This window comes from Corallococcus sp. EGB (genome assembly GCF_019968905.1).
In the GTDB taxonomy this organism is placed as follows: Bacteria; Myxococcota; Myxococcia; order Myxococcales; family Myxococcaceae; genus Corallococcus.
Map to the genome: position 1 here is coordinate 583400 of NZ_CP079946.1, position 18427 is coordinate 601826.

Here is an 18427-nt window from a genome sequence, read left to right on the forward strand (position 1 = left end):
GGCTCCCGCCCTCCCAGCCCGCGCCCTTCTCCCGTGTCCCTTCTCTCCGTGAACGCCCGCCACCCCCAGCCGCCCGCGAGGCGCGGATGATTCAGGCGTGGCTCTGGAAGCTGGGCCTGGGACGCGGCCGCGTGCACGTCTTCTACGACGAGGCCTACCGCCTGCCGCTCTCCGGCATCGAGTCCTCCGTGGGCATCGAGCCGCGCGGCACCGACTTCACCACCTGGTACCTGCTGGAGTCCGGCGTGGTGCGCGCCGCGGACGTGCGCCACCCCGTGCCCGTGTCCTACGCGCAGCTCGCGCGCGTGCACGACGCCCGCTATCTCGAATCCCTCTCCGACCCCGCGACCCTCGCGCGCATCTACGCCACCGACCCGTCGGAGGTCCCGGTGGACGCGCTCCTGGACAGCGTGCGGCTCGTGTGCGGCGGGACGCTCGGCGCGGCCCGGCTGGCGCTCGCGCGGCAGACGCCCGTGGTCAACATGGCCGGCGGCTTCCACCACGCGCGCCCGGACAGGGGCGGCGGCTTCTGCACCGTCAACGACATCGCGGTGGCCGTGGCGGACCTGCGCGCCGCCGGCTTCGACGGCTCCGTGGCCGTGCTGGACCTGGACGCGCACCCGCCGGATGGCACCGCCGCGTGCCTCGCCGGCCAGCCGAAGGTGTGGATCGGCTCCGTGTCCGGCAGCGACTGGGGCGCGCTGCCCCCCGGCGTGGACGAGACGCGCGTGCCCGACGGCTGCGACGACGGCACCTACGTGCAGAAGGTGCGGGACCTGCTTGCGCGCATGCCCCGCTCGGACATCACCTTCGTCATCGCCGGCGGGGACGTGCTGTCCGGAGACCGCTTCGGGCGCGTGGGCATCACGCTCCAGGGCGCGCGCGAACGCGACGTGGCCATCGCCGCCGCGCTGCGAGGCAGGGCCAGCGTGTGGCTGCCCGGCGGCGGCTACCACGCGGAGTCCTGGAAGCTGTTCGCGGGCACCGTGCTGGTGCTCGCGGGCCTGGGCCATCAGCGCATCACCGCGCGCTATGATCCGCTGAGCGCGCGCTTCCAGCGCATCGCGCACCTGCTGGATCCGGAGAAGGCGAGCACCGCCGGGACGGCGCCGGACTGGGAGCCCTTCTCGCTGGAGGACCTGGAGGGCCCGCTGCGGCTGGGGCCGGAGGTGCAGCCGCGCGTGCTGGGGCACTACACCGCGCAGGGCATCGAGTACGCCCTCTTCCGCTACGGCCTGCTGTCGTACGTGGAGCGCCTGGGCTACAGCCGCCTGCGCGTGCAGGTGGCCTCCACCGGCGGCACCGGCGACCGCATCATGGTGCTGGGCCACGCGGGAGGCCGCGAGCACCTGCTGTCGGACGCCGTGCTGGAGCGGCGCGTCCTCCAGGGCGAGACCTTCCTCTTCGCCAACTGGCTGTCCCTGCGCCACCCGCGCGCGCGCTTCAGCGACACGCGCCCGCAGCTGCCCGGCCAGGAGGTGCCCGGCCTGGGCCTGTCGCGCGAGACGACGGAGGTGCTGCTCGCCATGGCCCAGCGCCTGGGCCTGTCCGGCGTGGCCTTCCGTCCCATGTGGTACCACCTGGCCGTCGTCGCGCGAGGCCGCTTCCGCTTCGCCACCCCGGAGCGCCAGGGCCGCTTCGAGGCGCTGATGCGCGACCTGTCCACGCTGTCGCTCGTGGAGGCCACGCACGCCGTGGCTGAAGGGCGCGTGCGCCTGGACGGCCAGCCGTACCGGTGGGAGCCGGACGACATGCTCTGCCGCCTGACGCCCGTGCCCCTGGACGCGGAGGCCGTGGCGAAGGAGCGCGAGCAGTGCCGCTTCTCCGTGGAGCCCGCCGCGACGCCGGCGCGCGTCACGGCACCGCCCGTGAAGGCCGAGCCCCCGTGACACCGGAGCCGCGGCGCAAGCCCGGCCCGTGGTAGTCAGGACGGCGTGGACCTGGACGCGCAACGCCGTGAACAACACAAGCTGCGCCTGTCGTGGATGCCGTGGCTCTACTTCAGCCTCAAGCCGCGCCACCGCGAGTGGGCGGAGGCCTGGCAGCGCCAGGTGCAGGACCGCCTGCGCGCGCTGGAGACCGTCGAAATCGCCGAGGGCTGTTTCATCGCCCCGGAGGCGCGCATCTTCGCGGAGCCCGGCCGCACCGTGCGCATCGGGCCGGGGTGCAGCATCGGCGCGGACGCGTTCGTGCACGGGCCGGTGGTGCTGGGGCCGCGCGTCAGCCTCAACGCGCGCGTCAGCCTGGATGGCGGCGCGTGCGGCATCCGCATCGGCGAGGGCAGCCGCATCGCCACCGGCGCCACGCTCTACGCCTTCGACCACGGGCTCGCGCCGGACCGCCCCGTGCGCGAACAGCCCGTCACCTCCAGGGGCATCGTGATCGGCCAGGACGTCTGGGTGGGCGCCAACGCGGGCATCACCGACGGTGTCACCGTGGGCGACCACGCGGTGATTGGCATGGGCGCCGTCGTCACGCGCGACGTGCCCCCCTGGGCCATCGTCGGCGGCGTGCCTGCACGCCTGCTCGGCGACCGCCGTCAACGCCCCCGCTCCGGAATCCCCGGGGGGTGGGAGCCTCCAGACTCCGAGGGAAACCCTTGAGACCCAGGCGGGTCCATTGACTTTGAAACATTCGAGCGCCCTATGCTTCGGGCCGCGATGAGACGGAGAGAGGGCTCGGGCTCGGACGCACCGGGTGGGTTTCCCTCCAATTCGGGTTTCATCCCGTTTCATTCGCGATGAAGGAGGCCGCGGTGTCGCAGGAGCAACGCGAGACGGGGAGCGCTGTTGCTCCGGGGCAATCGTCCGTGGCGAGCGACCTCGTGGACACGCGTCGCTTCCAGCGCGCCGGGTCGCTGCTGCGCGAGGTGCTCTTCGAGCTGGACGCCGCGGGCCGGCTCGTCCTGGCGAGCCCCGCGTGGGAGCGCCTGGTCGGTGCCCCCGTGCTCGCGTGGACGGGCCGCGCGCTGGTGGAGTTGTTCCATCCGGAGGACCGGGACCAGGCGCGGGCGCTCCTGCGCACGGCGCTTTCACGCACGGACACGCCCACGCGGCTGGAGCTGCGGCTCGCGGGCGGCACGCAGCCGCGCTGGGTGGAGCTGTCCGCGGTGGGCGACCCGGAGCACCTGGGCGGCGTGCTCGGCACGCTGGTGGACGTCACCCCGCGACGGCTGGCGGAGGAGGCCGCCGCCACGCGCGAGCGCTATCTGGGCGCGATGGTGGAGGTGCAGCGGCGGCTCCTGTCTCCAGAGTCCGCCGGGGACTTGTACAACTCCATCCTGGAGCCGCTGGGCCGCGTCGCGAACGCCAGCCGCGCCTACGTCTTCGAGTTCCACCGCGACGCCTCCGGCCGGATGCTCCAGTCCCAGCGCGCGGAGTGGTGCGCGCCCGGCGTCTCGCGCGAGCTGGACAACCCGGACACGCAGGCGTGGCCGGTGGACCAGGCCTTCGAGCGGCAGCAACTGGAGCAGCTCCACCGGGGCGAGCCCGTGCAGGGCGGCCCGGTGGACTTCGGCGCGCACAACGCGCCGGTGCTCCTGGGGCAGGGCATCCAGTCGCTGCTGGTGCTGCCGCTGCTGGTGCATGGCGAGCCGTTCGGCTTCATCGGCTTCGACAACTGCGACGACGCGCGCCCCTGGTCGCACGTGGAGGTGAAGCTGCTGTCCGGCGCGGCCGGCGCGCTGTCCCTGGCGCTGGAGCAGCACACCACGGACGCGCTGCGCATGCGCACGGAGACGGCGCTGCGCCGCACGGAGGCCGGCTTCCACCTGCTCATCGAGGGCTTCCCGGACCCCGTGGTGGTGCACACGACGGACGGGATGCTCCTGACGGTGAACCCGGCCATGGCCAACTACCTGGGCTACCAGGATCCGGCGGAGCTGCTGGGCCGGCACCTGTTGGGCCTGGTGCGGCGCGAGGACCAGGAGGTGGCGCGCCGCCACCTGGAGGAGGCGCAGGACGGGGCGCTGGCGGCCCGCTCGCACGAGGTGCCGCTGGTGCGCCGCGACGGGCAGGTGGTGAGCGCGGACCTGGTGACGCTGGGCGTGCTCTTCGACGGCGTGCCCGCGCGCGTGACGGTGGCGCGCGACTTCACCGAGCGCAAGCACATGCAGGCGCAGCTCATGCTGGGGGACCGGCTGGCCTCCATGGGCATGCTGGCCGCGGGCATCGCGCACGAGTTGAACAACCCGCTGTCCTACGTGCTCTCCAACCTGGAGTTCCTGCACCGCGCGCTGGGCCCCATGCCCCGGCCCCTGGGCGCGGAGGAGCTCCTGGAGTACCAGCAGGTGCTGGACGACGCGCGCGAGGGCTCCGAGCGGATGCGGCAGATCGTCCGCCAGCTCAAGGTCTTCTCCCGGGTGGACGACGCGCACGAGGAGGCGGTGGACCTGCACCGCGTGCTGGACTCCGTCGCGCAGATGGCGGCCAGCGAAATCCGCCCGCGCGCCCGGCTGGTGAAGCAGTACGGCGTCGTGCCGACGGTGCGCGCCAACGAGGGCAAGCTGTTCCAGGTGTTCCTCAACCTGGTCATCAACGCCGCGCACGCGATTCCAGAGGGCTCCACGGACGAGCACGAGATCCGCCTCATCACCCGCACGGACGAGGACGGCCGGGTGGTGGTGGACGTGCGGGACACGGGCCGGGGCATCGCGCCGGAGCTGTTGCGCCGCATCTTCGACCCCTTCTTCACCACCAAGGCGCCGGGGCAGGGCACCGGCCTGGGCCTGTCCATCTGCGACACCATCGTGCGCGCGCTCGGCGGCACCATCACCGTGGAGTCCTCGCCGGGCCACGGCGCCACCTTCCGCGTCAGCCTGCACGCCGCCGCGCAGGCTGCTCGCGTGGCCTGACCGGCCCTGCGCGTTTCGCATCCGTGCGGCGGAGCGTGCCGTCCGTCCGCTGCCGCGAAATGGACTGAATCCGCCGCGCTCCTGTGTTCGAGTGTGGGGCGTCGGACGGCCTGCCCTCGTGTGCGCTGCCCTCCCAGGGGAGGTGGCGGCACCCTGGGAACCGCCGCCGCCGGGCCTTCTTCTTCCGGAGGCCATGGAGGATGTCATGCGCACGCTGAACGCCCGCTTCGCCCCCGTGCTCGGGTTGCTCCTGGGCTGCGTGCTGGCGCTGGGGCCGGGCGCCCGTCCGGGGCTGCCCTCGGCGCGCGCGGAGGAGCGGGCTGGGGAGGCGCCGGGGAACGCCTGCGCGGGCTCCGCGAACTTCCTCATCGGCTCGGCGCGCTCGGACATCACCGGCCCCGCGGCGGAGGTGGGGATGATGGGCTACGGGCAGGTGGGCCAGAAGACAGAGGGCATCCACATGCGGCTGTACTCGCGCGCGTTCGTCATCGGGTCGCCCTGCAACGGCCGCCGGGTGGCCTTCGTCAGCGCGGACCTGGGCATGGTGTTCCAGGCGGTGAAGCAGCAGGTGGTGGAGCGGCTGCGCGCGAAGCTGGGCGACACCTTCTCCGACGAGAACGTGCTGCTCAGCGGCACGCACACGCACTCCGGGCCGGGCGGCTTCAGCCACTACACGCTCTACAACCTGACCACCTTCGGCTTCGTGCCCCAGAACTTCGAGGCCATCGTCTCCGGCATCACGGACTCCATCCTCCGCGCCAACGCCCGCCTGACCGAGGGCTCGCTGCGCCTGTCCTCCGGAGACCTGCACGGCGCCAGCGCCAACCGCTCACCGGACGCCTACCTGCGAAACCCCGAGGCCGAGCGCGCCCGCTACCCCGACAACGTGGACACGCGCATGACGGTGCTGCGGATGACGGCCGCGGACGGGCGCGAGCTGGGGCTCATCGACTGGTTCGCGGTGCACGGCACGTCCTTTGGCAACACGAACCCGTACATCAGCGGGGACAACAAGGGGATCGCGTCGCACACCTTCGAGGTGGAGAAGGGGGGCCGCACGCCCGGAGGCCCGGACACCTTCGTCGCGGCGTTCGCGAACTCGAACGAAGGCGATGTCACGCCCAACATCCTGGGCGGCACGAACGGCGGCGGCGCGAACGACTTCGAGGACGCGGCCATCTCCGCGAAGAAGCAATACGACTTCGCCGCGCACCTGTGGGACACCGCCGGGATGCCCGTGATGGGCGGCGTGGACTACCGGCACACCTACGTGAAGATGGACGCGGTGGACGTCGCGCCCGCGTTCGCGGACGGCAGCGCGCACCGCACCTGCCCCGCGGCCATCGGCCTGTCCATGATCGCCGGCGCCGAGGACGGGCCCGGCTTCGGTTCGGAAGGGGCCACGTGCGAGTCCGTGCACGACGTGTGGAGCCAGTTCACCTGCGCCGCGGTCACCACGCCCTGCCAGGGGGAGAAGCCCATCGTCCTGGAGATGGGCACCATGAGGCCCTACCCGTGGTCTCCGGAGGTGCTGCCCCTGCAACTGGTGACGGTGGGGCCGCTGGCCCTGGTGGCGGTGCCCTTCGAGTTGACCACCATGGCGGGCCGGCGGCTGCGCGACACGGTGCGCGCGAACCTCCAGGGCGCGGGCGTGACGGAGGTGGTCATCGCCGGGCTGTCCAACGCGTACTCGGGCTACGTGGCCACGCGCGAGGAGTACGCGAAGCAGGACTACGAGGGCGCGTCCACGCACTTCGGCCCGTGGACGCTGGCGGCGCTGCAGCAGTCCTTCGCGGGGCTGGCGACCTCCCTTCGCGACGGGACGTCCGTGCCGCCCGGGCCCACGCCGCGCGACCTGCGCAAGGCGGTGGTGGGGCTGCAGCCCGGCGTGGTGTTCGACGACAAGCTGCTCTGGGTGGACTTCGGCTCCGTCGCGGAGGAGGCGAAGGCGTCGTATTCGCGCGGCGACACGGCGAGCGTCACCTTCTGGGGCGGCCACCCGCGCAACGACCTGAAGCTGGGGGGCACCTTCCTGCGCGTGCAGCGGCGGCAGCCGGATGGCACGTGGATGGACGTGGCGAACGACGGGGACGGCGTGGCGCTGTACCACTGGCAGCGCGAGTACTGCGTGCCCACGCTCGCGTGCTCGCTGGTGCGCATCACCTGGCCCATCTCCAAGGACACGCCGCCGGGCACCTACCGGCTGGTGCACGAGGGGAACTGGAAGTCCGGCTGGGACGGGCGCGTGCACCCGTACTCGGGAAGCTCTCGCCCATTCACGGTGCGGTAGGGCCCGGCGTCAGTCGCAGCTGCCGTCGGGGTTGCACCGCTTGTCGCACTTCTTGCAGTTCTGGCCGTTGATGCCGCACGCGTTCTTGTCGGTGCGGGTGACGCAGGTGTTGCCGTTGCAGCAACCGCCGCAGGTGGACGGGTCGCAGCGGCACTGGCCGCTGATGCACGCCTGCCCCGCGCCGCACGCGCTGCTCGACCCGCAGACGCACCGGCCCTGGTTGCAGCTGTCGGCGTTGGCGCCGCACACGTTGCCGGTGCCGCAGCCGCAGGTGCCCCGGTGGGTGCAGGTGTCGGCGCGCTTCTCGTCGCAGGACTCGCAGGCGACGCCGCCCACGCCGCAGGTGCGGAACGTGCGCGCCGTGCAGAACCCGCCGCGGCAGCAGCCGTCCGGGCAGTCCAGGCAGAAGGTGCCAGCGCCGCTGCTGGCCAGACGTACGCTGGCCTCCACCTCGTAGCCGCCGCGCACGTTGGCGGTCGTCTCGCCCGTGGCGGCGACGGTGCCGTCCTCGCGCAGGCCGTCCACGCGGACGGTGGCCTGGGTGCCGTCGCTGGCGCCCGCGAGGAGGACGCGGAACGTCTCGCCGCTGCGCAGGAGGCGGCTGGGGTCCTCGGGCAGCAGCCCTTCCGGCACGGGGGTGCCGTCCGCCACCGTGGTGGTGACGCGCAGTTGGGTGAGGTCGAGCGCGGGGTCGAAGTCCGCGGTGACGAAGAGCGCGGTGCCGGAAGCGGCGGCGGGGTCGCGGCAGGAGGCCAGCGCCACCGAACCCAGGAGGGTGCAGGACAGGAGGAGTCGGACGAGCGCCCGGCTGGAGGGGGCTCCCACGGAAGTCATGATGGTGAACGAGGGTAGCGGCCCCTCCGTCGTGAAGTGGAGGGCATGGTGGACTTGGGGCCAATGGCGTTGGGCAGCGGACGCTCACCCTCGGGCGTCCCGGGCTGCCGGGTGTGTTACCGGACGTACTTCTCGCGTGGCGCCCGGAGTGGGAAGGCCGCAGCATGGGGGAGCGCGAGAGAGACCGAGGGAGGCGGCAACGGCATGGTGGTCATCGTCATGGGCGTGTCAGGCAGCGGGAAGTCCACGGTGGGCCGGGAGCTCGCGGAGCGGCTGGGGTGGACGTTCGTGGACGCGGACGACCTGCACTCGGTGGAGAACCGCCGGAAGATGGCCTCGGGCACGCCGCTGACGGACGTGGACCGGCGGCCGTGGCTGGAGCTGTTGCACGCGCGGATGGAGAAGGCGCTGAACGCGGACGAGGACCTGGTGCTGGCGTTCTCCGGGCTCAAGCGCCTCTACCGCGAGCGCCTCACCGTGGACCCCGCGCGCGAGCGCTGGGTGTACCTGCACGCGCCCGCGTCCCTCATCCGCGAGCGGCTCCAGCAGCGCCTGGGGCACTTCATGCCGGCGTCGCTGCTCGACAGCCAGCTGGAGGCCCTGGAGGTGCCCGACGAAGCGTTCACCGTGGACGTGACGCCACCGTCGGGCGACGTGGTCCAGCGCATCATGGACGGGTTGGAGTTGAAAGCCCCCGGGGATGCGTCCCGGGCGTAAGGCCCTTCAGCGCACGCGCTCGGCGGTGGTGCCCAGGCGCTCCAGCAGCTCGCGGTACCACGTGAAGGCGCGCTCGGTGTGGCCCTTCAGCTCCTTCGTGCCCCACAGCAGCGTGAGCGTGCGGCGCGTGGTGGCGTCCGTCTTGGTGCGCTGGGCATCCTTCACCGCGTTGGCGCACGGGCCCTGCGCGTCGAAGAGGCACAGCAGGCCCTCCAGGTCGATGGTCTGCCCGGAGGCGTTGAAGACGTAGTGGTCGCCCTGGATGGCGATGGCGACGCGGAATGGCTCGCGGGCCTTGTCCAGGTCCACGACGCTGATGGGCAGGCCGCTGTGCAGCGATACGGCATTGCACGCGTCCACCGCGGCGTTGATGGTGCCCAGCGTGCCGTCGCCGGAGGCGCGCACCAGGTACTCCGACGCGGGCTTGCCCCGGCCCGTGGGCTTGTAGCCGCCGTGACGGAGCAGGTCCCGCACGGCGCCCCGGACCGCGTCGTCACTCTGGAGCGGCGCGGTGGCGCCGGGCTTCAGCAGGGCCTGCAGCCAGTCGGGCGCGGGCAGGTCCCCCAGGGGAGCGGCCCAGGAGGACGTGAAGGCGATGAGGTCCAGGAGCGGGTGGTTGTCGACGGTCAGCACGGCGGCACTCTACGCCACGCGCTGGTAGGGTAGGGATGTCTGCTGTTCCCCCCGTCCCCTCCCGGAGCCTCCGCATGCCCACGCTCATCCCGAAGCCCATCCGCGTGACGGCGGTGGGCAACAAGCCGAAGCTCATCGACGAGTACGTGGGCCGGGTGAACTCCAAGACGTCCAACATCAGCGTGGCCCACATGCGCAGCCCGGGCGGGTGGGAGGAGCCGGGCCAGACGCCCGAGTTCCGCGAAATCACCCTGGTGCTCGCGGGCACGCTGCGCGTGGAGCACAAGGGCGGGGTGATGGACGTGCACGCCGGCCAGACCGTGGTGTGCGAACCCGGCGAGTGGGTCCGCTACAGCACCCCCGAGGAGGAGGGCGCCGAGTACGTGGCCATCTGCACCCCGGCGTTCTCCCCCGGCACGGTGCACCGGGACGCCTGACCGTCACGGTCCAGGTTCCAAGCCGGGCGGAATCCCGGGCGGGGGCCTGCCTGCCCGGCCGCGTGGATGGCTCCGAGGCCGTTGGGGGTTCGGAAGCATCCCTCTGGCGGGCGGCTCGTGGCATAAGGGCGCGCCGCCTGATTCCCCGGGCCTCTTCGGTACGCACATGATCCGTCTCGACAACATCGGCAAGCAGCACGGTCAGCAGATCCTCTTCGTGGAGGCGTCCGCCGCGCTCCACAAGGGCGAGAAGGTGGGCCTGGTGGGCCCGAACGGCGCGGGCAAGACGACGCTGTTCCGGATGATGACCGGCCAGGAGTACCCGGACGAGGGACAGGTCTCCATCGACCGCGGCGTCACCATTGGCTACTTCAGCCAGGACGTCGGTGAGATGAACGGCCGCAGCGCCGTGTCCGAGGTCATGGACGGCGCGGGCCCGGTGAGCACCGTGGCGGCGGAGATGAAGCAGCTCGAAGCCGACATGGGGGATCCGGACCAGGCGGACAACATGGAGAAGCTCGTCGAGCGCTATGGCATCGTGCAGGGCCGCTTCGAGGAGCTGGGCGGCTACGCGCTGGAGGGCCGCGCGCGGGAGATCCTCGCGGGCCTGGGCTTCAGCGAGGAGATGATGGACGGCGACGTGGGCAAGCTGTCCGGCGGTTGGAAGATGCGCGTGGCGCTGGCGCGCATCCTCCTGATGCGGCCGGACGCGATGTTCCTGGACGAGCCCTCCAACCACCTGGACCTGGAGTCGCTCATCTGGCTGGAGGGCTTCCTCAAGGGGTACGAGGGCGCGCTCCTGATGACGTCGCACGATCGCGAGTTCATGAACCGCATCGTGACGAAGGTGGTGGAGATCGACGGCGGTTCGCTGACGACGTACTCGGGCAACTACGACTTCTACGAGGGCCAGCGCGCGCAGAACGAGGCGCAGCAGCAGGCGCAGTACGAGCGGCAGCAGGCGATGCTCGCGAAGGAGATCAAGTTCATCGAGCGGTTCAAGGCCCGCGCGTCGCACGCGGCGCAGGTGCAGAGCCGGGTGAAGAAGCTGGAGAAGATTGAAAAGGTGGAGCCGCCGAAGCGCCGCACCACGGTGCTCTTCGAGTTCCAGCCGCCGCCGCGCTCGGGTGACGACGTGGTGAGCCTGAAGAACGTGTGCAAGGGCTACGGCAAGCGGACCATCTACGACGGCCTGGACTTCCTGGTGCGTCGTTCGGAGCGCTGGTGCGTGATGGGCGTGAACGGCGCGGGCAAGTCCACGTTGCTGAAGCTGGTGACGGGCACGACGCAGCCGGATGAAGGCACGGTGGCGCTGGGTGGCAGCGTGAAGATGGGCTACTTCGCGCAGCACGCGATGGACCTGCTGGACGGAGAGAAGACGGTCTTCGAGCAGCTGTCGGACGCGTTCCCCCGGGCGGGGCAGGGCTCGTTGAGGGCGCTGGCGGGCTGCTTCGGGTTCAGCGGCGACGAGGTGGAGAAGAAGTGCCGGGTGCTGTCGGGTGGAGAGAAGGCGCGTCTGGTGATGGCGCAGATGCTCTACGACCCGCCGAACTTCCTGGTGCTGGACGAGCCCACGAACCACCTGGACATGGGCACGAAGGAGATGCTGATCAAGGCGCTGTCGCGCTACGAGGGCACGATGTTGTTCGTGTCCCACGACCGGCACTTCCTGGGCGCGCTGTCGAACCGGGTGTTGGAGCTGACGCCGGACGGCATCCACAAGTACGGCGGCGGCTACACGGAGTACGTCGCGCGCACGGGCCACGAAGCGCCGGGCCTGCGCAGCTGACGTGACGAACTCCACCGGCATGGTGAAGGTGGGGTTCTGGGACGAGGACACCCAGAGCGTGGAGACGCTCTGGGCGACCCCGCTGGGCCAGGAGAGGTACCGCCTGGAGAACAGCCCGTTCTTCGCGTACCGCGTTTCCTGGCTGGACGTGGTGGAGGCCCGGCCGGACGCGGGCGGACGGCTGGAGTTCCTGCGCGTCGTGGAGAAGTCAGGCCACCGGACGGTGCGGGTCATCCTGGAGGACGTTGAGTCGCCGAAGGCAACTCCTTTCCTGGATGGGGTGAAGCAGCGCGGATGCAGCTACGAGGGTTTTCAGCCCAAGCTGCTGTCCATCGATGTGCCCCCGGAGGTCCGGCTCGAGGAGATGACGCGCTACCTCATCGAGCAGGGCGTCCAGTGGGAGCACGCGGATCCGCCCTACGACGACCTGCATTCGGATGAGGCGTAGGCAGCGACAGCTCTCAATGGAACCCGTCTTGGATGTCGAACTTCTCGTGGGGATTGAAGGACTTGATCGCCATCAGGAGCATCCAGCTGGTTCCTCCGTCCGATGGGCCGATTTGTCTGCAGCAGATGCGAAGCACTGAGTCACTGAGGGTCCAGTCTTCGCACTGCTTTCCTTCCACCTCGCGGCTGGCGGAGGTGGGAGAGCCTAGGTCACCTTCGCCGGGTATCCACCCAGGGGGACGGTTTGCCCGAACGCTTCCGCTTCGGCTCGTGGCATGCCCTGGCGCAGTCGAGTCAATAGGGAAATGGACTGAATAGACTGCGATTGAGGAGTGGCGTTGAGCGACGCATCGGGTACCAATGCCTCCTGCGGGACTGGACTCGTCGAGTTCATTCCATGCACAGTCAAAAAACATCCTGTGACTCCCGCCAGGAGAATCCAGGACGTCCTATGGGGTGGCATCGCTAACCTCAGTATTGAAGAAGACGGTTGTTGCGTTCTGAGCTACTTCAGTAGTTGCATTTGGATCCTATCCACGGTGGCGAGATGCTCCTGTTCCGGGTATTCGATTCCGGCCCGCTCGAACTTGGGGCGAGCAAGTCGAACGGCATCTCGTATTTCATCCAGTAGCCAATGGATGTCCGGTGAGTGGACTTGTTCATCCGGAACGGCGATCTGAAGCATGAGCGTTCGTTCCTTGCGCGAGAATTTTGCCGTGCGGACTCCCGTGAACTCTGGCTTGAGAAGAGAGCCTGGCACATGGAAGACGATGTCCAATGCTCCGGAATCGCTCTTTTCTATCGGGCCTCGCGCCTTCCCGATCAGACGGATCGCATTTTCAATGGGGGCGTCGGCGAGTTCAGGACCGCCAAAGACGGCGCCAATGTACATCATGGGAGTCCCTTGCCTGCCCAGGGCTCATGGTTGAGTGGTCCGGGATCGAGTTCCACCATGTCACGTTCAATGTCGAGCATCAGTCGGCGCGGTCCTTGGTCTTCGATGAAGAGAAATTTGTCTTTCATGAACTTCGAAGGGTAGCGGCCTTCAGGATTCTGGCTGACGCCCCACTTCAAGTGTTCTCCCGTGTCTCGATCCGCGAGTCGATAGAGAAACGTCGTGCGTGGGCTGCTGGCAGAGTTTCCATGCGGCTTGATGGCGACATGGCACATGCCCCCATCCAGCCCGCCGTCGCCGAAGTGCCTCCAGAGAAAGGCCTGGATGGGCGCCTCCAGGAAGTTCTCATTGAGCCAGGTACCCGCGAGCCATCCGCCTGAGAAAGCGAGTCCTGCTCCTGCCACCCAGTTGAGGGACACGCCTGTCGCGACCGTCACGACGGGCGTAGGACCCGCGAAACGCCCACTTGGGTCAATCAGGTTGACCGGATCGTTGCCCACGTAGGCATAGAGGTTGGAGTCCCCGCCCGCGAATCGAATCGGGTCCTTGGCCGTCCATCGCCCCGTCTCGGCGTCGTAGTCCCGCGCCCCGAAGCGGGTCAGCTTCGTGTCCCGGTCATAGAGGCCTCCCGCGAAGCCGAAGGGCTGGAAGCCGGGGTTCGAGTCCGCGACGACGTTGCCCCAGACGTCGTACTCCATGCGCTGCACCACCGCGCCATTCCGGGTGTCGACCACGAGCCGCGGGCTCCCCAGTGGGTCCGTGAGGATGCGGTAGGTGATGCCTCCCTTGAGCATGAAGTCAGGCGCATGCCCCCGCGTCGCATGGACAAATCGGCTGACGACATTCCCCGCGCCATCGAGCTCCGCGATGACCCGCCGCCCCTCGTAGAGGAAGCCCTGGATGAGCGTGCCATCCACCCTCTTGCCGACCCGCCTCGACGCAGCGTCGAGCACGTACTCGACCTGCGTGCCCTCCGGGAGTTCGACGTGTACCAGCGCGCCAAGCGCGTCATATGCGTACTGGGTGGTGCGCGTTCCCTCCGTGCGCGTCTGGAGGTCCCCACCAGGTCCGTAGCCGTAGGTCTTGTTCCCAAAAGACAGGAGCCGGTCCTGGGGATCATGGGTGGCTGTTCGCAGCGTGTCCCGAAGGATGGAAGTGCGGTTGCCATTGGCATCGTAGGTGTTCGTCTCCAGCAGGACCCCGTCGCGAGTGACGGACGCCAGCCGTCCAGCCTCGTCATGGGTGAAGACGTCCGTATGGACGGTGGTCCCCTCGGTTTCGGTCCGCCGGACGATGCGGCCCGGCACGTCGCGCTCGAGTTGGTAGGACAGCAGCGGAGCGTCTCCGGAAGCTGCGGACCAGGACTCCAGCTCTCCATAGGCGTTGGAGGCTTCAACGGTGGAGACCGAGCCGAGCCGTGTTCCCTCAAGCAGGCCGCTGTCGTCGCGCCGTGACAGCGTCAGCGCTCCCGCAGAGACGAGCAGTCCATCCAGGTCATAGGTATACGCCACGGGCGTCTCGCCATTGACAGACACCGCCGCGACCCGGAGGTCCGTGTCGTGACTGTACCGGAGCGTCCCTGCCACGGCTCCCTTCCAGGACACACCGGTCACCAGCGGACCGTCGTGGCTGAATTCGAGCCCCACCCCGGAGGTGCTCGCGAGCGAGCGGAGACGTCCCGCACTGTCATAGCCAGTCGTGACGCGCGTGCCCGGGATGTTCAGGGTGAGGAGTCGCCCCGCGGCGTCATAGGCGAATGACACGGTGCCGCCGGGCGGGCGGAACTCGGTGAGGGCGTCATCCAGGTCGTAGCTGTAGCCCGACGAAAAGGCGCTCCCTCCAGGAGGCGTATAGGACGCCAGTGCCTCTGTCGCCGTGTACTGGAACGCGTGGGAGGGCCGCCCCGGTGGAGTCATGGAAGCGGGCCCGTTCCCCGTCACGTAGGTGAAGCCCGTGACACGGTCTCCAGGAAGCGTGCTGGAGGTGATGCGGCCAGCCTCGTCCCGCGTGAGGACGGTGGCGCGGCCCATCCCATCCGTCACCGAGCGCAGCGTGCCATCCGCTCCATACGTGAAGGCCCTTCGCCGGCTCCCCTGGACGACGGAGCCGGGGCGGCCTTCCTCGTCGTAGGTGAACTCCACCGGAAGCAGGCCGGACGCCTCGGCCTTGTAGAGGCGCCCCTGTGCGTCCAGCGTGAGGATGGACACCCTGCCCATGGGGCTGGTGGAGAGGAGCCTCCGGCCAGAGGCTTCATAGCGGACGGTGGTGGCCCGGCCATTCACCGTCATCGTGTCCGTCTGGGTCCCCACGTCCATCAGCGTTCCCTGGGGCAGGAGGGTCACCTCGCGCTGGTGGGTGGACGTGGAGGTCAAGCCGCTCGGCAGCTTCACGGTGCGCGATGCCACGAGCGGTGACTGCATGCCCAGGCGGGGCTCCGGCGTCTCCACCACCGTGGTGACCGTGCCATCCGGTGCGGTGTAGACCGTGGTGCCATTGGGTGAACGCAGCGTCGTCCACGCCGTCCCATCCGCCGCGGTGGTGATGCGCCGCTGGACGCCAGACTCCAGGTCTTCCAGCAAGTATTTCCGGGTGCGCCCCATCGCGGTGGCGAGCGTCACCGAATAGCCCGTCTCCTCCTGCGCCCGCGTTAGGGCCTTGAATCCTCCCGAAGGTTGCGAGTCCTTCGTCAGCCAGCCTTCCGGACTGTATTCGAACAGGTGCAGCCCGCCGCGCTCGTCTCGCAGGGACGAGAGCAGTCCCCCATCCTGGTAGGTCAACGTCAAGCGCTCCCTGCCCGGCCGGGCGACGAATGCGAGCCATCCATCAATCCCTACCTTCAATCCGGTGCGCTGACCGTGGGGCGCGAGGATGGCGGTCGGTGCCCCTGCCGCGTCCCGTTCAATCCGGGTGGTGAGGCCAGTCCCGTCCGTGATGGCAACCAACCGCGCGTCCTCGTCGTAGGAGAAGCGATACCGGACCGCGAGCGTCCATGCCTCCAGGGTGCAGAGGTGCCGGCCCTGCCAACCAAAGCCATACAGCTCGCTGCCGTCGGGGGAGGGGACGAGGTCATCGACCTGTCCACAGGGCGTCTCCAGGGTCCCCACCGGGTACTGAGGGGGCGCGGGGGAGGTGACGACCGGTGCCTCCGGTTCCCCTCCGGCGAAGACAAAGAGGCCGCCGTCCAGCGACACCCTGCGGACGACGAACTGGGACGCGTCCGCCACGAGGAGGCTGCCATCGAGCGCCAAGGCGAGCCCCTTGGGGGCGGTGAGGCTCGCGGAGGTGCCTTCCTCCAAGGGATCTCCTCCGCATCCGCCGTTGTTGATGGCCCAGACACTTCCATCCGGGAAGAGGCGGTGCAGGAGGCATCGGTGAGAAGACGACGTGTAGAGGCTGCCGTCAGGGCCGAGGGCAAGGCCCCAGAGCCAGCCTCGCGGCGATTCGTCGTACAGCTGCCGCCCGCGGGTCCTGCCGGTGCGCAGCTCCTCCTCGTCCGGTGAAGTGAGCAGCGTGAAGAGCCTGCCTTCCGTATCGACACGGCGCAGGCGGCGGTTGCCTGAGTCCACGAAGGAGATGAAGCCTTCGGGGCCCACGACCAGTGCACGGGGCGTATCCAGGTTCGCCCCGGTCGCGAGCCCGCCTTCTCCCGCGTTGCCACGGGCTCCCGTGCCGGCCACCGTGGAGATGATGCCGTCGGGCGTGACGCGCCGGATGCGGTGGTTGCCCGTGTCCGCGAGGTAGACGCTGCCGTCTGGCCCCACCGCGACGCCCGCGGGAGCATTCAGGTTCGCCAGGGTCGCGGGACCTCCGTCCCCGCCATCCGCCGCGAGTCCCGTGCCCGCCACCGTGGAGATGATGCCGTCCGGAGTGACGCGCCGGATGCGGTGGTTGCCCGTGTCCGCGATGTAGAGGGTTCCCTCCGGCCCAACGGCCACCGCCTGGGGAGTGTCCAGGCTGGCGATGAGCGCCCTGCCGCCGTCTCCCGCCGCGCCCTTCACTCCGTTGCCTGCCACCGTGGCGATGACGCCATGGGGCTTCACCTGGCGGACGCGGTGGTTGCCCGTGTCCGCGATGTAGACCGTCCCGTCCGCCGCGACCGCGACCCCCTGGGGCGCGGCGAGGCGCGCGTGCTTCGCCGGTCCGTGGTCTCCGCTGAAGGTCGGCGTCGCGGTGGCCAGCACCCGAGGCGTCTTGCCCAGGGATTCCCGCCCGGGAAGGGCTCCTCCCTGGCCCGGGTAGAGGGTGCTGCGCCACGGGTCGTAGGCGTGATGCGCGTCCAGGCTCCAGCCTCCCAGCTGGCTGAAATCCGGCAGGGAGACGAGCGTGGCGGTGTGGAACTGCCACAGCGTCATGTCCCTGCCGTCAGGTCCCTCGAACCGGGTGCTTCGATTCCCATACCGGGCCCAGGCCTGGGATTGATCATCCGGGCTCGGGTAGTAGCTCAATTCATAGACATAGCCGACCCGGATGCGGGCGGTCTGCTCTCCCCAGACCTGCCGGCCAAAGGCATCCAGGCCATCCCATACGAAGCGATAGCTCTGGTTCGGACGCGCGGGGAAGGCGCGGGCGAAGGACTGTCCCGCGACGTTCACGATGAGGACGATGCTCTTCAAGCTCGCGGGGACGTGGCTTCCGCTCAGCGGAATCCGGAGGGCCCGGTTGGCGCTGCGGGCCGTGGCCCGGTCACTGCGGTAGTGGAGCTGGAAGGGTGTCCCGGGAATGGACAGGACCTCGCCCAGCGTCTGGTTCTGGCATTCGATGATGCTGCCGCTCTCACAGTCGGGCTGGGCCTCGGGAGTCTCCGGCCGTGGCTCGGGCTGCTCGGGCTCTTGCGCATCCGGTGGCGGCCCGAAGGGCCAGTTGTAGTCAAACGGCGTGAAGTGCGTGACGGGCACCCGCCACAGGCTCTTGCCCACGGCATACAGGGATGCCAGGCGCGCACGCTCCGCATCGGTGATGCCCAGGGCGGTCAGGTGCTCGCGGTCGTCAGGCGCGCCGTCCCCATCCGCATCGATTTGAGCGAGCCCGTCGCGTTTCCCAACGAGCGCGATGATCCGCCCATTGTCCGAGGCGCGCCAGCGTCCCTGCCGCCGGTCGTAGTAGCCGGAGGGCACGACGAGACCCGCTGGAAAGGCCAGGAAGTTGTCCACGTAGCCCTGGACGGGCGGGCTGAAGCGAACCTCGGTGGCGCCCGTCTCCAGCGCTTCGTCCACGCTCAGTTCCACGGCGTAGGTGTAGCCGCTGGTGGAGGGCAGCACGCCGGGCATGGCCGCGGGGCCCTCTGGCCCCACGGTGTATTCGGTCGCGCGCACGTGAAACGGTCCCGTCAGGGGAACCCGGGTCCCATCGCGCAGGAACACCTCCGCCTGGGTTCCGGGTGAGAACAGCAGGGTGGCCTGTCGGCTGCCGGCGCTGTCCTCCACCACGCTGCCCCGCGCGACCTGGAACTCCGCGGCTCCCGGCGTGATGGCCGTGACGTTGGAGTCCAGGGCGGTCAGCACCACCTCTGGGAGTGGAACGAATTCGCGCCATG

12 protein-coding genes are annotated in these 18427 nt (G+C 69.8%); 8 read left to right on the plus strand and 4 right to left on the minus strand.

The annotated features are described in order from the left end of the window. Positions 1–86: 86 nt before the first annotated feature. From KYK13_RS02495 to KYK13_RS02510, 4 genes are all read left to right on the plus strand, one after another. Positions 87–1889 (plus strand): histone deacetylase, encoded by a 1803-nt coding sequence (locus KYK13_RS02495; protein ID WP_223641658.1) that lies wholly within the window; start codon positions 87–89, stop codon positions 1887–1889. A gap of 45 nt (positions 1890–1934) precedes the next feature. Next, complete coding sequence (locus KYK13_RS02500) at positions 1935–2603, plus strand: acyltransferase (RefSeq protein ID WP_223641660.1); 669 nt, start codon at positions 1935–1937, stop codon at positions 2601–2603. A gap of 152 nt (positions 2604–2755) precedes the next feature. Then, complete coding sequence (locus KYK13_RS02505) at positions 2756–4852, plus strand: ATP-binding protein (RefSeq protein WP_223641661.1); 2097 nt, start codon at positions 2756–2758, stop codon at positions 4850–4852. A gap of 205 nt (positions 4853–5057) precedes the next feature. Further along, complete coding sequence (locus KYK13_RS02510) at positions 5058–7142, plus strand: neutral/alkaline ceramidase (protein ID WP_223641662.1); 2085 nt, start codon at positions 5058–5060, stop codon at positions 7140–7142. A gap of 9 nt (positions 7143–7151) precedes the next feature. Here the strand turns inward: KYK13_RS02510 and KYK13_RS02515 are convergent, their stop codons facing one another. Further along, complete coding sequence (locus KYK13_RS02515) at positions 7152–7976, minus strand: Gmad2 immunoglobulin-like domain-containing protein (protein ID WP_223641663.1); 825 nt, start codon at positions 7974–7976, stop codon at positions 7152–7154. Between the two features lie 204 nt (positions 7977–8180). Between KYK13_RS02515 and KYK13_RS02520 the strand changes: the two genes are divergently transcribed. Further along, complete coding sequence (locus KYK13_RS02520; protein WP_223641664.1) at positions 8181–8693, plus strand: gluconokinase; 513 nt, start codon at positions 8181–8183, stop codon at positions 8691–8693. Between the two features lie 6 nt (positions 8694–8699). Here KYK13_RS02520 and KYK13_RS02525 read toward each other — a convergent pair whose 3' ends face one another. Then, on the minus strand, positions 8700–9326 hold the full coding sequence (locus tag KYK13_RS02525; protein ID WP_223641665.1) for a phenylalanine--tRNA ligase beta subunit-related protein: 627 nt from the start codon (positions 9324–9326) through the stop codon (positions 8700–8702). 74 nt (positions 9327–9400) lie between these two features. Here KYK13_RS02525 and KYK13_RS02530 point away from each other — a divergent pair, with 74 nt between their 5' ends. The 3 genes from KYK13_RS02530 (at position 9401) to KYK13_RS02540 (ending at position 12000) form a co-directional block, all read left to right on the plus strand. Next, a complete protein-coding gene (locus KYK13_RS02530) occupies positions 9401–9763 on the plus strand; it encodes a cupin domain-containing protein (RefSeq protein ID WP_223641666.1) in 363 nt (120 codons plus the stop codon). A gap of 166 nt (positions 9764–9929) precedes the next feature. Then, positions 9930–11552, plus strand: coding sequence for an ABC-F family ATP-binding cassette domain-containing protein (locus KYK13_RS02535; RefSeq protein ID WP_223641667.1), 1623 nt, complete (start codon positions 9930–9932; stop codon positions 11550–11552). Between the two features lies 1 nt (position 11553). Then, the gene (locus KYK13_RS02540; RefSeq protein WP_223641669.1) at positions 11554–12000 is read left to right on the plus strand and encodes a DUF4265 domain-containing protein; all 447 of its coding nucleotides are present in this window, start codon (positions 11554–11556) and stop codon (positions 11998–12000) included. Between the two features lie 504 nt (positions 12001–12504). On the opposite strand, the gene KYK13_RS02545 is transcribed toward KYK13_RS02540, so the two are convergent. Together KYK13_RS02545 and KYK13_RS02550 are read right to left on the minus strand one after the other, a co-directional pair. Next, complete coding sequence (locus KYK13_RS02545) at positions 12505–12894, minus strand: hypothetical protein (RefSeq protein ID WP_223641671.1); 390 nt, start codon at positions 12892–12894, stop codon at positions 12505–12507. Then, complete coding sequence (locus KYK13_RS02550) at positions 12891–18395, minus strand: RHS repeat-associated core domain-containing protein (RefSeq protein ID WP_223641673.1); 5505 nt, start codon at positions 18393–18395, stop codon at positions 12891–12893. Before KYK13_RS02550 ends, KYK13_RS02545 begins: the two co-directional genes overlap by 4 nt. Between the last annotated feature and the right edge of the window lie 32 nt (positions 18396–18427).